This window comes from Clostridium sp. MCC328 (assembly GCF_018785465.1).
In the GTDB taxonomy this organism is placed as follows: Bacteria; Bacillota; Clostridia; order Lachnospirales; family Lachnospiraceae; genus Pilosibacter; species Pilosibacter fragilis.
Map to the genome: position 1 here is coordinate 58972 of NZ_WQPW01000028.1, position 17479 is coordinate 76450.

Genomic DNA, 17479 nt, shown 5'->3' on the forward strand with positions numbered 1-17479 from the left:
GAGAGAAAATATGAAAAGTAATAATATAAGAATTGGCGTCGTAGCAATGAGTAAAATCAATGGAAAATACTATAAGATAACCAACGTGTCCATAAAAGATAATATGAAAATCGGGACTGCCATTGAGTTGCTTGATGAGAATACATTTGGTAAAGAACGTATATCCATTACTGACAAAAATGTACTGGCATTTTATTTAGTAGATGACCCAGAACCGTATCCAGAGCCAGAAGGATATAATGTTGTTGGCGGCAAACTGATGAAAGATGGCAAATCGGTATGTGAACAGGGCTCTGTTGTTGTAAAAAATATTCTTGTGACACAGCCGGATTATCTGTTTCTGGTTTGCAATAGTACAACAAATGATTTCGTGGACATCATGTCATATCAAGTTTCCAGAGACCGTTTTGCAAAGTTTGCAACATTAGTAAAGAGCGCGACATTCAAATGTGTCGAGGCTGCAAATGGAGATATGATCATGGCTTATCAGTGCATTTCTGAATCTGAGGAAGAAGAGAGTGGAGAGAAAAAGATTGTCAGACATTTTACCGAAGCAGGTATATTTACTATTAGAGCTGGAAAGGTATTTAAAAAGACCCCATTTGGATGCCCGATCACTATGGATGCTATCAAAATCGTAAATACAGAGAATGTCGAATACAGTAATAGTGAGTATACAATTTTCGTTCCGTCTGATGAGGATATAGACGATACGGATTGCGAAAGCATTGTTGAAAAACGTAATATGCGTATGTGGTTTATTCTCTGGGGAAATGGAGCAAGTTTTCGGATGAACGGAGATATTTGTGCTTCCTGGAGTTATATTGCACATGACTGGGTGATCAAAAATGATATGGAATTACTTGTATTAGAAAAACAGTTTCATGTGACCAGCCATGAGATTGCAAAGTTACAGGGATATGATTACCTGATTGACATTATCAAAGGTGAACATCAGTATACACTGACTTTTAGCAATGACAATTACGAGTTCAAAACACTTGTAAGTAAATCAACAAAAGATCGTGGCTATGTTGTAACCGTGGAATGAAACAAGAGTTTCAATAGGAAAGGATGGTAAATATTACGCGAATTGGTAATGACCTATTAAACAGAGAAGTCCAAATTGGAGACAAATTTCCAACAGCATTTGGCATATTTAAAGTGGTAGAAATAAAAGGCGATACTTGCCTTTGCTCAAATGAATATACAACCAATCCTATCTCATTTTCAAAAAATGAAATTAAGAAATACATAGAATTTCAATGAAACGATGATTTCAGAATGGAAGGAGAATAAAAGATGTATAAAAAATTAAATGAAAGCCAAAATTTTTCAGATACTTATCCAACATGGATAATTGCATATTGTCTTGACTCAAATTCGTTCTTTGCAACAAATGAAAGATATTTCTTTTGGGAACATGAGAGAGAATTCGAATGCGAGAATGATGCGGTAAATTATTTTAGAGAACATTTGGAAGAGTTTCATGAAATAAGAAATGAGATTTTGAATTTAACTGGTGGTTGGAATGTAAACAGTGAATTATATTTGGAAAACACAAAAGAGCGTTTTTGGATTAATAATTCTAAATAGAAAGGTATGCAAATGACAGATTGTAAGTTTTTAAAAGTGGAAGATGCAACTCCCTATCATGGAGATGCATTTGATCATCCGAATTATTCATATACTTGTGAGAAAAAGAGCCGAGAAGTAATTCCATTTATTTATTGTAATGTGAAAAAATGTAAGGAATACAAAAAAGAAAGAACACATGATTTTCAATGTTCGAATCACATTAAAAAACAAAAATAATGAAATCAGGGTATTTTATAAGGAAATTGGTGCAGCAAATCTTTCATCTTATGATGGAACCAAATCGCACCTTATATTGATGGGTTTGCATTTCTTGACGGCACCCGGTATTTTGGAGCTGGGTTAGCACCCGACGCGCTCCATCGTTTTGCGAATGCATCCGGCACCATAATTACAACGTAACAATTATTAAGGCACTGAGAAAAGCAAGCTGTCACACAAAAAAATGCTTTCCTTTGCGTAAATCATGCGCCGATGTGCCAAATACATCAAAAAAGGAGAAAACAATATGAGAATCAACAGAATGAGAACTGGAATCATTGTCGCAAACAAGGTAGATGGCAAGTATTATAAGGTAACCAACGTGTCCGTTCAGGATGGCAACCAGGTTGGTACCGCATATAAGTTATGCGACAATCCGGACACTCCGGACACTCCGTTTGGCTGTGATGAGGAGCTCGGTGAGGACTGGGTGCTCATCACCGAAAAAAACGCCTTGGCATTTCGCTTGGTCAGCGATCCAGAACCATACCCGGTACCGGAAGGATACAGTGTATCCAATGGCAAAATCGTGAAAAACGGTGTATTTGTCTGCGAGCAGGGCGCGATCGTGGTAGACAGTATCCTGGCAACACAGCCGGATCACCTGATTTTAGCTTGCAATAAGACTGAGAATGGACATGTGGATGTAATGTCCTACCAGTTATCAAGGGATCGCTTTGTGGAGTTGTGTGTAGACTTCCCAGTACCGAAGCACGTAGGCAATATTGCGGACAAAGTATTCCTGGCATATTCGGAAACCCTTGAGAAAGAAACAGAAACTGATGGTGGCAAGACCACAGTCAGAGAATTCCAGGAGGCTGGCCTGCTGACCATCAAGGATGGTAAAGTATTTGACGGCAGCCACTTCAGCGACCCGGTATGTGTAGAGGACATTAAGGTGATTGCATGTCCGGATGGATACGAAGTCTTTGTGCCGTCGGACGAAATCACAGATGCCGAGGATCTCGTTGAAAAGCGCGATGTGCGCAAGTGGTACGCCGTTAGATCTGATGAGGAGTTCCAGATGGATGGCGAGCTTCAGATTTCCTGGAGCCACGCGGAAAAAGACTGGGTAATCTGTAACGATAAGGAGCTGCTTGTTCTGAACAAGAATTTCCATGTTACCAGCCCGGAGATTGCAAAGCTGAAGGGATATAATCATCTGATCGATATCACCAAAGGCGAGTATCGGTATACTCTGACTTTTAGCAATGACAATTATGAGTTCAAGACACTCGTAAGCAAGTCCACGAAAGACAGAGGCTACATTATCACCGTGGAATAATCAATCAATGTGTGACAGCAGGAAAGGGAGATCGCTTAGCGGTCTCTTTTTTTGCGCAAAAATAAGGAGCCATCAAAGACTCCTTATAAACCGGATTCATCAAAAAATGCATCCAACGTATCAGCGTAATACTGAGATATGGCATCGACTGTTTCCGATGTCACGTTCTTACACCATTTTGCAATATCCGCAGACTGCATGTAGTGATCCGCAACCTGCTGAATTGCTTCTTTATTCCAACGCTGACCAGCAACAATCTTGCTGCGGAACGATCTGGATGGATGCGTGGTCCCGTCATGCATAGCGTTTTTCTCAAAAGTTTCACGATCCGCCATCATGTCACCAATTTCTTCTCGCGTTACACCAAGTAACATCAGATCTTTTGTCGCCATCATGTCACAGTAGCATTCTTCACAATGCCGTACAAACCATGCGTTCGGCCAATACCATTTGTGACAGTAATCCCACTTGCCGATATCCAAATGATGCTTCTCATGCAGGAGCGTAAACAGGATATGAAGACGGTTATAGCGCAGGGATTTATCTGGAAACAGTTTTCCTGCGGCAGCAATCCAGTAAATGCCGGAGAGGGTAATATGTTTACCTTTCCGCCCGCCATTTGGCTTTGCTGCATCTTCTGGGTCAATACGAAGATCATATCCATCCGGCAGCGCACTGGCAACCTCAGACCCGTGCATATATGCGTCTGCCATAGCAAATTCTTCCGGAGTCATGTTTTCCGGTTCCGTTTGCAGCGGGAAGCACCATTTTTTTCTCCATTTTCTGTAATGCCGTGTTCTGATAAATTTTTTCCACATTTTTTCAGTTGTATACATATGTTCCTCCATGTTCTTGATCCAGTATGTAAACTCGGATGTCTGTATTCGTTGCAAAGAAATTATGGAAACGGATTTTAGACAAAAAAGAAGAGGATTCGAAACGAATCCCCTCCTTATCAGTGTTACTGGTTAGTGTTGGCAAGCCATACTTTGTAACCGGTTTTTTCCTCTTCGGAAAAACCAAGTGCCTCCATTGCTGATGCCTCAGAAATGTTCTGATTTTTCATCAGCATATTTAATGATTGGTATCTGCCATATGCAGTACCCTCTGCCATGCCTTTTTTGATTCCATCTTTTTCAAATTCATCCAATAAAGTACACATCATAACCTCTCCTTTCTTGGACGCCTCAACCATGAATTGTTTGTATTTTTCAAAACGATGGTCATTTGTAAATGTTTTGAAAAATTCCATCAGTTCTTCGACGTGTTTCCATTGCTTACGATAATTATACATCACTTCCTTTTCTTTGCCAACAGCAAGCGCGCAGAAATATTCCGCAACAATCCTGAAATCGCTTTTGAGTCTGGCGCGTTCCTTCTCATCGAGAAAAGCAACCTCTATCAGATTGATTTTGTAATCTGACACAAACGGTTCCAGTTCTTTTGGAAGGTTCAACATCTCATGTAATGTCTGTGGGCCATCCCAGCGTTTAGTGCCGAAATATAACACCACGGTGACAACCGGATATAATTTCTGATCCGGCCGGATTTCTTCCGCAAATGGTACTTTGACGCCATTCGCATCGTTTTCTGCTTTTAGATCACGTACTGCCTTCTCATAGGCTGCATAGTCATAGCCCATGTTTCTGACAGGCATAACATAATTCACAGCAGTCTGATTTTCCACGCCATACAAAGCATAAACCACACCACGACGCTCATCGATTTTGACGACATCGCGCTCTTTCTGACGGAAATTCCCTTCTGCAGCTTTATACATGCTTGCGGTCGGTCCGTCCTTCAAATCTTCCGGTTTCACCACATCTTCGCCATGGTAAATGAATGCGTTGATGATATCCGCAAAAACATCTGCGTGGTCTTCCAGAAGTTTTTCAACTTTGTCAGGCTGACTTTTTCTGACTTTTCTTCTCATGTTTATTTGCACCTCCTTTCTGATGGAGATGCACGTGGCACCTCCGCTATTGTCGCAGAGGCTTTGTGCCTCACATAAACCAGATTCTCTGATTACTCGGATTCCTCTGTGTTTACAAAAGAATTATGGAGCCGGATGTGCAGTGGACTAATCAGAACTGATTCCATTCCATAATTTTTCCGAAAATATATCAGGCATTTATGAGAATGCAGAAAGGAAAACTATGTTGAGACAGAAAAATGCAGAGCTGCACAGCATCGCTGATGTTGTATGCAGCAATACAGGAATGACAAAAGAAGCTCTGCTTCACGACACACACACATACCGCATTGACGGTCTTGAAACAGCGGCGCAGATCATCCGCGACGGAATCAGAGCAGGCAAAATCTTTTACATCATGGGAGATTTTGATGTGGATGGTATCATGGCATCCGCCGGTATGGTGATGGGACTGGGCCGATTACATGCAAAGAAAATGGTCCGCCTGCCAAGACGTTTTACGGAGGGGTACGGACTGCAAAGAGAAACTGTAATGGACTGCCGGGACGGGCAGATCCTGATTACTGTGGATAACGGCATCAGCTCGATTGATGCAGTGGCGCTGGCTAAAGAAAAGGGTATGACGGTTATTATCATTGATCATCACCTGCCAGTCAAAGATCCGGGTACTGATAAACCGGTTTATCCGGATGCGGACTGTATCATCGATCCAAATGCCATGCCGGGTAGTGCGGATTTTGACGGTTATTGCGGGGCCGGTCTGACATTCAAACTTTGTCAGACGTTGTTAGGAAATGATCCAATAATCAGAAAAATTCAGTCATTGGCAGCCGTTGCGACTGTGGCAGATTCCGTACCTCTGACACATGAAAACAGACGGATTGTCAAACAGGGAATGAAGGACATGATTACACAACAGGGGTCCACAATCGGGTTGTATGCTCTGCTGACAGAGCTTGGCTTGGAAGACCAGATTGATGAAGTAAAAATCGGTTATAAGCTTGCCCCGGTATTAAATGCCCCGGGAAGACTTCTGGACAACGGTGCCATGCAATCCCTCATGCTGATGATCTATGAGGGCGAATATGGAAAGGCTCAGACAATGGCAAAGCAATTGGTTGATATTAACCAGACACGCAAGGATGAATCTGCAAAATGGAGTCAGCTGACGGAGGATTATATCCGCGAACACCACATGGAAAACGATTATCCATTGGTAGTGCATATGTCAGGAATCCCGGAAGGAATTATCGGCATCATTGCTGGAAGAATGTCGGAGCTTTTTCAAACGCCATGTATTCTGCTTGGGGATAATGAGGAAACCGGACAGTTGAAGGGATCCTGTCGATCAGATGGCTGCGTAGACCTAAAAGATTTATTGGATCATACGCCGGAGTTTCTGACAAGATATGGTGGTCATGCCATGGCTGCCGGCATTGCGTTGAAAGAAGAAAATCTGGATGCATTTAGAACAGCAGCAAAGCATTATCTGGATGGGAAAAGACCGGAGAAAAGCAATGAGACCCTGTATGATCTTGAGGTAACCCCAAAGGATGCAAAGAACTTTGCTTATGAAGTGGAGCAGTATGCACCGTACGGCATTGGAAATCCTGTGCCAACCTTTTTCATGAAAGATTTGACATTGATGCCGAACGGATCGGAATATTATAAATTCATATCCGGAGAAGAAGGGGTAAAGTTGTTCGGTGAAGATTTTGACGCTGTGTCCTTTCACGGAAGGGAGGAGTACCGAGAACTCGGATACCCGAGACATGTTTCTTTATATGGTACATTATCCGTAAACCGTCATCTTGGCTATGAGAAAGCACAGATGGTCTATACTCTGATAAGTCCGGTGGAACAAAACAATGGTCACAACAGGCTGCGCGAAGCGCTGGCTGACAAAGCAGCTGCGCGTGCATAAGGCTTCAAACAACGCAAAAGGAAATACAAGGAGAAAATAATAATGGGAGAAAAGAAAAATAAAACGTATGCAGGGCAGGTGGCAGATATTGCACGAAAAGATGTACATCTGTCATTCACGGATCGATTAAGCAGAATGACAGAAGAGGAGGGAGATCCTTACCTGAATATTTTTTCCGCAAAATCAATTTACCTGGCCAGAATTTCCCACTTTGACCAGAGTGATAAAAACAAACCTGCCGGACTAAAACAGAGCCTGGTAGCCAACATTCCGATCAAAGATCTGCCGATGATTAAAAAGAGGACTGACTGCGCGGAGGATCTGATGTTTCGGGCATCGTTTGAAAAAGTTGAGACGCCGAAACAAACACAGCAGCAAAGCACGGGACAAAGCGTTTCGCCGGCCTTTACTCCATTGAGAATGGGAGGAGAACACCTGAAAGGGAAGACGCCGGGAGATATTTTATTATCTGCGCAGAACCTGGGGCAGGCCATAGAAATGCTGCAGAAGCAGCGCCAGTGGTTGAAAAATCATCTTGAACAATATCCGCAAAATCAAAGTGATGTTGACGCAATTGAAGATGCCCTGAACTGTCAGAGCATGGGAGTACTGACATCCATAAAACCAAATGCAGATGCAATTTATGAAATGGAAAGTGCACCGGCGGGGCAGTATGTCATTTATAAAACACCGGTGAAGCATCAGAAATCAGTGGATAAAAGAACCGGAAAAAATAATTGTTACTCAATCGAGATCAGCTGCCTGCCGGATAAGGACCAGCCATACCGCGTGCAAATCATGAACTGCCTTGCACCGTTAAAACAGATGGCGAACGGTCTGAAGCCGATCGACATGAAAAATGCGGAGGATATTAAAAAGGAGTATGTGGATTTGACAGAAGCGGAATGGTTGTATGTTCTGGACCGTCTGGACGAAAACATGCGGATGGTCAGAGCAATGTGGTATCCGACGTTGAGAAAATTGGATGAGGCAAACCGCTGGTCTCCAAATAATGGGGATCAGAATGGAAACCAGGCCGGTAATATGCCAGGACAGACGTACGGGAATGGATATCGCGGACCGCAGCCCGGTGCCATACCGCCGTATAGCAGATAAAAATCTCAATGAAAACTTTCAAAAGAAAAACCGCCGTTCCTGTAATGGGAATAGCGGTTTTTTGTGTTGAGAGGGGTATGACAGCGTTTCCACATGTGTGGGATAAACCCGTATAGAAGATAAAAAATCTCAATGAAAAAACGAATCATTCGCACATACGTGGGATAAACTCCGAAATCATATCTCGGTGATACGTCAAACCCGAATCATTCCCACATACGTGGGATAAACTCTATAAATTGCATGTGTGAAACCATACATATACTATATCTTGATAGTTTTCGGGGCTCCGAATTACTCTGCGATTTTTTGTACCCCTTCGACGAGATAATTATGGAAATATTTACCTGCAAAATGGTTCTATGACTTGCGCAGTTCCGGGCGTACAATCATGAGTTTTTTTTCAATCGCCTCATCGATCGGAATACAACGAGGTGTTAGGGACGGATCAATGTCGGCAGTAGTAATTTGTTTATCTGATCGTTTTCCATCCATGGATAGGACATACCCGGAAAAATTTTTCTTACCGCCATATGCTGGTTGATCGGAGGTGATGTAGAGGCTCCGCATATGATCGGCAGGATATCTCATTTTTGCGTACTGGCGAATCTCTCTGGTGGAGTCCCAATCCAACCCATATCGATGCATATGAAAAAACATGGAATGTGCCTCATGAACCAGGGGAATTACACGAGGCATTTCGCTGATATCCGTACAAAGCCATACCATATTCGTTCCCGCCACGTTACGTGGACAATCGAATGGATATCCAAATGGAATCCCCTCATTGCGCAGATTTTGCAACATCCATGTGAGAACATTGCCAGATACACCAAATAAATATGATGCTTTTTCTGGTGCATAATATAACTTTGTGCCAAGCGTTGTTTCTGCGTTTGAAAATTGAGTGGTTAAGAATTGCCTTCTCCAATATATAAATGCTCCAATGTCTGTAGAATTAAAACATACATTCACGGTTTGGCCAGCGTCTTTACGCAACCCCAGCCTATTAAATGCACGGTTGTCTGTCTTCATAGCCTGTGAAAATCCATGAACATCAGAATACATACATGGAATATTCATTGAATTCATTCCATGGATTATAAAATCAGCTTCGGCCTTGGAATCCAAATTTTTTTCAACCCATGGATTAAAATAATCATGCTTATCAAAATCGTGCTCGCTTAAATTACCTTTCCATTTATTTGTTGAGTTATAGAGGTCACGCGCTTCTGCAGTTGTAGAGCAATGATATGCGTAGCGAGACTCTTGGAATCCGATAAACCCTGGGCGTGCGCCGTGAGGATGAATTGGCCATTCAGGAATCAGACGATCACGATAGTATTGTACCTCTTGTGCGTCAAATGATCTTCTTCCAGGAGAATCTATAACTCGCTCATTGTCCAACATAGCCACAAAATTAGCCGTCACCTCGTTCTCGTTATCACGGCTGCAATACATTGGAATTTGAAGCCCGTGCTTCATGCAACGTGCAGTAAAAAAATCCATCCAGATCATTAAATTCATGATCTCATCGATATTTTTGCATGAATCACCTGTCAATTTTCTGGTTTCACAAAACAGGCGAATGACTCCGGCGTCAAATTCTGGCACAAAGTATCCACATTTTTTTACAACCGACTCGGGGATCATTGCCCCTCGCGCTTCAATGAATTCTCCATATACCATTTTCTCATCATAACCAAATGCAACATATACATCTGTCTCGCCAACAATAAAGCGACAGTACATGCCACGTAATGCCGCCATATCCGGCAGATCGCGGATAAACGGATTCTGAAAAATCTGATCAACAATAGAACGATTTTGCGTATGCTGCTTTTGCATATCCTGCAATATTACTTTTTTTCTATTCATAAAAAAACCTCACAGTCTTAATGGCCCCAATTTATCTGTTTTCTATATTCATCATATCGCATTCATCCTTAATTGACAAATAGGAATTTTTGCGGATAACAAAAATCGTATTATTTCTACATTTGCGCACGTACTCCATTCTCCGTTTTTAACCATTTTTCTTTCCATAATTAAACAAACCATGGAAAGGAGACTGTTTTGATGAAAGAAATGAGTGGCGTCCAGATCACAATGGCATTCTGGAAAAGCATTATGAGTACCATTCCCAATTTCTTTGAGGTGATGGAACGGTTTAAAAATTACTCCTATTATTACGATACCGTCATGCGCGATTTGAAACATACAGATGAAATGGTGGCTGTGACCCCGCCAGATGAATTGGATCAGGCACTGGAACTGGCATTACAGGAGAAAACAATCCCATTCGTCAAAAGCACCGCAGAAACACTGCCGGATGACATTAAATCCTTTGGTTTCTACGTTTATTGTTGTAGAACAGTAGATTATGATCGTATCTACAAAGTTGTACAGGAAATTAATGAAAAGATTCTCGCTGATGCAGAACAGACAAAAGAACAGACAGAGGAAGATAAGGATACTGATGAGCCCGAACACTCCAGAGACGAGGAAAAACCAGAAAAGGATGACGGTAAGGAAAATGACACTGATTCCGAGAAAAAACAGGAACAGGAAGGTCGGGAAACGCCGGACGAATTAGAAGATGGGTCAGAATCTGATACTAAAAATAAAAAGAAACAGAAAAAGACATATAGCGAGGAGTGCGCTTCAAATCACGAAAGGCAAGAGCAGCAGCGGTATAGAGAGCGTGAATCATATGAGCCATTGGAACGGGAACGCACTGCCGATACAGAATCTCGTGAGGCGATAAAAAGACAGGAACACAGAAATCAGGAATCAGAACGTTATTCCGGGTTCGAATCTGAGCGTCTGAAAGAGACTGAACGCGAAGCATCACACTCACGACCGGAACGTGGCGACCAGGCAAGGCGCTCGGCCGGCGCCGAATCCAATGCCAATATTTCCGCCGGGTTTGGCAGCCATGGAGGGTTTTATCATACTGATGAAAATACTTCTGCGAGAGAAACCATTCATGGGGATAATCGAACAATCGACAGGACGAATGCTGGTGCGTATACGCAGGATAAAATATCACCTGCCCAGCATACGCCCGAAAATTTTGAGGGAAATAAAGACCATTCCTGCCATCAGACCCCGTTTGGTGGATATGAAACACAGGATTATGAAAAAAATCGGGGTATCTTTCGGGGAAATCAGGATATTGATCGCCATGCTCAGCAATCGTACGAAGAACGAAAAAACACACGAGATTACGTAGAAGCTTCACACCATGATACTGCATCGCGAAGTCATGCAGAGCGTTCGGCTTTAGCGGGAGGAAACAGAAATACAGAGGTGGATTTTACCCACCGCAATGCAGCAACTGCGCATTCTGCTTCGGGTGAGGTCCAAGCTGGTGGCGTGCAGATTCTTGGCACAGCAGCAACATGCCACAATGAGATTCCGACTCATACGCATAGCGGAATTATTCGGCAACCTTATAGCATGAACAGCGGCGACGATATATTGCGCGGAAATGATGCTGGAAAACAAACTGTACGCGTTCAGCGGATTGATGCAGAACGCACCGCCCCAGAAACAATAAAAATCTTTCAGGGCACGCAGGAATCTGTGGATCGTGCCACTGAAGCAAAAACCATTCTGCGCAACCGAACCATCAACGATGCTAAAAATGCCCTTTCCCCGAAACATTTCAAGCAGCTGCAGAAAGCAACGCGGCGCATCGTTGCTCAGACCGTGGTCAGCCGTGAAACGGATGGGGGCCGCGTGGCAAACCAGGTGATCGACAACACTTCCCCAATTGCAGCGGCCATGCTTGCCACCATGATGTCAAATGGCGCCATGAACCTGACCAAGGAAACCATGATGGATCACGAGGTGTTAATTGCTTTTAATATGGCCGCAACCGGTAACAGCAGGCAGGATGCGGAAGGCGCATTGCGTTTCCTGACACGGGCTGCTATCGATGGTGATAACGCTGGAACCGGGGCAATCAGCATGTACGCTTTCGATCGTGCATTTTACGGAAATATTGAGGAATTAGGGGAACGGATGGAAAAACTGCGCGATCAGATTTCCAACCTGCAGACAAAACGAATCCTGACGGATTCGGATAAAAACACGATCGCTGAGTTGACGCAGGAACTTGAACGGTTAAAGGGGCAACAATTCCTTGCACAGTTCCAGAAGAATTTTCTTGCCGATGGTCCGGATGGTTTTGGTCTTCGCGCCGGAGAATCATTTTCAGATTGGTTTGGGCGTGCGTCCACGGAAGATATCCTGCAGCTGACGGCAAACTTGAATATTTCGGACGGATTGAGAAAGGATCTTGCGGAACTTAATATGTCTTCCGAAGATATTTTGGTCAAACTGGCAAAACTTAAGGAAAAGTATAGGAATAATCCGGCTGATATGGCAGTACTGGATAATCTCACGGCTGGTATCGCGCAGAAAAAATTCCATGTTGGACCGGGCGGTATCGCGAGGATGATTCGAAAGGGTTTTCAGAAGAACCTGCTGAAAGCAATTGCCGGACAGTCCGATGCCGGCAGGGCACTTGGCGATGCCAATATGTTTGTTACCAGTACCTATATGGCATACCGGGCCGGTATGAAACTGTTTCTGCATACACTCAGGCAGTTCGGAGCCATCCGCGTGGATGCTGACGGAATAGCCTCCATGTTTGGAAAACAGGTATCATTGGATGTATTAGATGCAATCAAGAACCCGTTCGGTGCCGCAAAGAAAAAGGCCGGCGAACGGGCTGCCAAAAACCTTGGCAAGGCACTGGATAAAATCGGGGTAAAAAATTCCCTGATACAAACCAGAAGAGCAATCATTAACCACGCATCCAGCGCATTGAAATTCCTGACAAAACCGATCACCAAGCCGGCGCAGAAACTGATTGTAAAACTCGGCCTGGATAAGGTAGCAGCAACAGCCAGTAAAGCCCTGACGTCCTTTGTTGCAAAAGCGAGCGTGACGCTTGGATGGATACTGGTTGTGGTTTTGATCATTCTGCTTCTCGGTGAAGCAGTGGACAGCCAGCGTAAAGTGGAAGACAGTGGTCCGGCAAATGGTATTTATATTGATAACGAAATCATCCAGGAAATCACCACGGAACTGACACAGAAAAACAACCAGTTCATGGCAGATATCAATGATGCAGCGAACCATCGCGGGGAATACAGCGTAACCACAGGTCTTGTAACAAATGAAAATGCAACGACTTATGAGTCCTATAACGTCATTTTCCGCGATGCCATGACGGGTGTCGAACTGACCCCGGAACATGTGGACTTAAATAACACCAAGGCGATTCTTGCCATGGCCCAGAAATTTATGCCATATCCGCTGGTTAAACCGGGAGAGAATGCGACGGCAGAGGCTAAAAAGGAATATGAAGACATGGCCCAGCATTTCAAGGATTACTGCTATTATCTGTGGGCGGCTACTCATCAGATTTCGATTGAAGAGTACCATCCCGGAAACAGTACCATCGATGTATGGATCTGCAAAAACTGCGGTACCAGTAATGCATCAGACACAAACGCATGTACCGGTTGCGGCGCGGAACATACTGATGAGGCAGTTGTGACAAAAGTGGTAGAAGGGGCCGTGGACACTTCGGAAATGCAGACTACTTATGATAAAGGTAAATGCGACAAGGATGGAACAATTGTTTGGCTGACAGACGGGTTTGAAAAAAACATTATTCACTGGGGAGAAGCAGACTGGGTTTGCGATTCCTGTGACGACGTGCCTTCCGATGGATATGGAGAAGACGGAAGCGATCTTTGCAATAATGGCAAAAATAACGAACATGGCGGTTGGAAGCGCACTGGTAACAAAAGGAAAGTTTACAACTGCCAGGCGGATCACAACAAAGTCAAACATGATGATGATGTGGAATATTATGACTGCGAAGAATTGAAGAAGGACAACCACTGGCATTATGAATACGAATGGAAGTATGAATGTGCCGGACACATGGCGGCAGTTGTATACGTCACGATCGGAGACCTTTCCAGGGATCCGAGTTTCCCGGCAGCAAAAGACGTGAATTATGACAAGGTTGGCAACTATGATTCCGTTAGTGACAGCGAAACAACGGAATCCACGGAAAACCAGGAAGAAACGGAAACAGCTACGGAGTCAATAACCCATGACTAAAGTCACAAAAGTATTGTATGGTTCAGATTTATGTCTGAGCCATAGCAAAGAAAGGAGAATATATGAGTGCTACAAAAAATAAGACTGTCACCGTTATCTGCTTGATTGCCGCATTACTCAGTTGCTGGTGCATCTTTTTTTCAAAAGCGACCTATGCGGAAAGCAGTGATCTGAGCAAAACCGCCTATCTCTACTTTTATACGGTGGACGGGGAAGAAATCACAAAACTTCAAAAACAGATAGGTTCAAAAAAGACATACGCATTCAAAAACCCGGACGAATGGAAATATCTTCCGGTGGATCCGGACAGTAAGGAAAAAGTTTATCCGGAATTGTATTATCAGGTCACTGGCACCCATTGGGCGGAAGTAAATGAAAATGGGAATACGATAAAAGAATACAAACAAGGTGATGCGTTCCAATGGTCAGCGGGAAACCATTACTTTTATGTAAAAACGGATAATCCGGTACTGACCGGAGAAAATACCGTTACCATATCCTTTGATCACCAGGTACACCTGTATTTCCAGAATGTAAACGGCGACGAGATCTATTCCCTGGCCAAATCCATCGCCCCAAAGGATGAATATACCTTTGAGAACCCAGCGGATTATGCATATCTCTTTGAATCCGGCGACGATGCGGACGCTACAAGCGAAACGATCGAATCCAATGAAGGACTGACCGGAAACGGAATCGGCTGGTATTGCATGGATGATAACGATAAGGAATATTTTTTCAAGGAGGGTATGAAGGCCAAATTCAAAGAAGGAGAGTATTATTTCACGGTCGTGACGGATGACCCGGTGACGATCACGCAATATTATCCGATCGATGTACCGACTTATTATGTGACGGAGCAGGAAGGTGGCGTGTATTCCACGGAGACCGTCATTCCCGGTGAGACCGTTACGTTGAAAAAGTCCCTCGGGGCGTTGATCTGGGAAGCAACCATGAAAGGATGGGAAGAAGAGGAATCCGGAGAACTTTATGACTGCGGGGATACATATAAGGTGATGCGGAACAAAAATGTGAATTTTTACGCATATTACGAATATGATGAAGACTGGGATCCAAACGCAGTGGATGAAAATACCGGTGAAAAGGCAGGCAAAAAAGAGGAAATCAATGTTGCTGATATTGGTGCCATCAATGAGGCTGCCGGAGCGGGATACAACGTAACGATTGATGCAGCTGGACTCTTGAAACGGACAGGAAACCGCACAAACGTGAATCCAGATGTGGCAATTGAGGGAATCCCAGGCCGGATAAAAAAAAGAAGTACAAGTTCTTCTTTGAAATACGGAGGGAATGAGAAAAACCCGGAAGACTATACAAAAGATAAATACGGAAACAATGTAGAGGACTCCAATCTCCCGGTTGAGATCAATAGTGTGTTAAAACAGGATGATTCCGCACTGTATATGGATGTGTACGGTAATTCCATGGTATACTATTCAGATCTGACAAGAAAAAACAACCTGCTTCTTGCCATTGACAGGCTGAGCCTTGGCAAAACTGATTCCTGGGTCAATAATGTTTCCAACTGGGACAGTGAATCCATGAAACGATTCGAAGCGGTGGAGTTTGCTCTGGTATACGGAGCTTATCCGGATACGCAGGAAATAAAAGATGCATTAGCAGAAATAGGGATTGAGTGGAAAGATTCGTATTGTTCTAAATCAGCATTCAATAAAATGCTCCCATATAAAAAAATATGGACAGGATGGTATGATACTTATACGGACGGATTACACGAAAAATACAAATCACAGGATGAGAGCGGCACCGTCATAGTCGGCTCTGCAAAAACAACCCCGACATCAAATCTTTCCCATGGTCTGTTCGGCATCACGGCTTATGCGGGACAGAAACAGGCGCCTACAAAGATTACTAAAAGTCTGAAAGATCGGATTTTCGGTTTGTTTTGTGTGAATGCATATGCGAAGAAATCTGAGCAGAAAAACCCGGTAGGAGAAGCCTTCCAAGTCAAAGGGAGGATTAATGTAAGTCTTGACTTAAACGGAGCCACATTCACTCCGCAGTACTATGACCCAAGCAGGATGACGACTTTTGGGGCGTATTCATTCGGCGGCCTGACAGGGCTTACAGCGGAACAGATTGCGGTTATGACAAAAGTGTACAATGCCTTGACCGGAGCCGGATATTCCCCTGAATTTGCCGCAGGTGCATGCGGAAATATCTGGCAGGAATCACACTTCAATCCCTCAGATGTAAGCGGTTCCGGTTACCTGGGATTGGTGCAATGGGATGGCAGTTCAAGAGGCCCAAAAATGAAAAATTTTGCGGCAAGTATGGGAAAAAGCTGGACGGATGCGGATGCACAAATTGCATTTATGTTGAAGGAACTTGAAGGTTATTCTGGATATTTTACATCGGCTTTAAGACGATATAATGGCAAATCCGATTACAAATCCATTGATGACGTGCAGCTTGGCTGTGATTTATGGGCGGCTGTTTACGAGGGATGTGTCTGCAACAACCCCTCCCATACCATAGTCGAGTGCCCTATGTTTAATGGAAAAAAATATCAGGAGCTTGCACAGAGACGAAAATACGCGCAGCAGATATACCAGGCGAAACAAGGCAATGGACTTTTAAATATCGATCCAAACGGATACAGTGTGCCGAATAACCAGAGCAACAACAAAGTACCGTATTATGCACAGAGTGGTGGTCAGCCATGGTCCGCCCTGCCTTTCGGAGACGGAACGATTGCAACCAGCGGTTGTTCCCTGACATCCTTGTCCATGCTGATTTCTTATCAGCTCGGCAGCTGGATCTATCCAAGTGATGTATATAATAAACTGATCGAAGTCAAAGGAAACTATAATGCGTTTCACGTGAAAGGAGTAGGTCAAAGCTGTTCACAACTTTACAGCGCTATGGCAGCTGCTTACGGGCTCCAATACAAGTCACTGTCCTCCATGAATGCGGTGTTGGAAGAATTAAGAAAGGGCAATCCAGTTGCCATGTCCACGAAAAAAGGGTCGGATAGCTATTTTACAAAAAGCGCTCACATCATTGTACTGACCGGCATTGATGCTTCTGGAAACATTTATGTGAATGATCCGAACAGCAACCATCAGGCATACAGTTACCAGGCATATTCCCCTGATTTTATCAGCAAGTATCTAAACTCAGGATATTATACCGTATATAAGGGATAATGGTTGTGCTGCCGCATTTTTTT

At 43.6% G+C, this 17479-nt stretch carries 10 protein-coding genes; 7 read left to right on the forward strand and 3 right to left on the reverse strand.

Annotation, left to right across the window (positions count from 1 at the left end; genetic code table 11):
* Window positions 1-10: 10 nt before the first annotated feature.
* The 3 genes from GPK83_RS05345 to GPK83_RS05355 all read left to right on the forward strand — a co-directional run bounded on the left by GPK83_RS05345 (window position 11) and on the right by GPK83_RS05355 (window position 3142).
* Entirely contained in the window at window positions 11-1051 is a 1041-nt protein-coding gene (locus tag GPK83_RS05345; RefSeq protein ID WP_215704191.1) for a hypothetical protein, read from the forward strand.
* 251 nt (window positions 1052-1302) lie between these two features.
* Window positions 1303-1596 (forward strand): hypothetical protein, encoded by a 294-nt coding sequence (locus tag GPK83_RS05350; protein WP_215704192.1) that lies wholly within the window; start codon window positions 1303-1305, stop codon window positions 1594-1596.
* 508 nt (window positions 1597-2104) lie between these two features.
* Window positions 2105-3142: a hypothetical protein gene (locus GPK83_RS05355; RefSeq protein WP_215704193.1), complete on the forward strand. Its 1038-nt coding sequence runs from the start codon at window positions 2105-2107 to the stop codon at window positions 3140-3142.
* Between the two features lie 83 nt (window positions 3143-3225).
* On the opposite strand, the gene GPK83_RS05360 is transcribed toward GPK83_RS05355, so the two are convergent.
* Both GPK83_RS05360 and GPK83_RS05365 read right to left on the reverse strand, forming a co-directional pair.
* Window positions 3226-3876 (reverse strand): hypothetical protein, encoded by a 651-nt coding sequence (locus GPK83_RS05360; protein WP_215704194.1) that lies wholly within the window; start codon window positions 3874-3876, stop codon window positions 3226-3228.
* Between the two features lie 227 nt (window positions 3877-4103).
* Window positions 4104-5075 (reverse strand): Rpn family recombination-promoting nuclease/putative transposase, encoded by a 972-nt coding sequence (locus tag GPK83_RS05365; RefSeq protein WP_215704195.1) that lies wholly within the window; start codon window positions 5073-5075, stop codon window positions 4104-4106.
* Window positions 5076-5298: 223 nt separating this feature from the next.
* Between GPK83_RS05365 and GPK83_RS05370 the strand changes: the two genes are divergently transcribed.
* Window positions 5299-6999 carry a DHH family phosphoesterase gene (locus tag GPK83_RS05370; protein WP_215704196.1) on the forward strand — a complete coding sequence of 567 codons (1701 nt, stop codon included), beginning with the start codon at window positions 5299-5301 and terminating at the stop codon, window positions 6997-6999.
* A gap of 42 nt (window positions 7000-7041) precedes the next feature.
* Entirely contained in the window at window positions 7042-8115 is a 1074-nt protein-coding gene (locus GPK83_RS05375) for a hypothetical protein (RefSeq protein ID WP_215704197.1), read from the forward strand.
* A 360-nt stretch (window positions 8116-8475) separates the two neighbouring features.
* On the opposite strand, the gene GPK83_RS05380 is transcribed toward GPK83_RS05375, so the two are convergent.
* Window positions 8476-9993: a hypothetical protein gene (locus GPK83_RS05380; RefSeq protein WP_215704198.1), complete on the reverse strand. Its 1518-nt coding sequence runs from the start codon at window positions 9991-9993 to the stop codon at window positions 8476-8478.
* 201 nt (window positions 9994-10194) lie between these two features.
* Between GPK83_RS05380 and GPK83_RS05385 the strand changes: the two genes are divergently transcribed.
* A complete protein-coding gene (locus tag GPK83_RS05385) occupies window positions 10195-14265 on the forward strand; it encodes a hypothetical protein (RefSeq protein WP_215704199.1) in 4071 nt (1356 codons plus the stop codon).
* A 62-nt stretch (window positions 14266-14327) separates the two neighbouring features.
* Entirely contained in the window at window positions 14328-17456 is a 3129-nt protein-coding gene (locus GPK83_RS05390) for a phage tail tip lysozyme (protein WP_215704200.1), read from the forward strand.
* The last annotated feature ends 23 nt before the right edge of the window (window positions 17457-17479 follow it).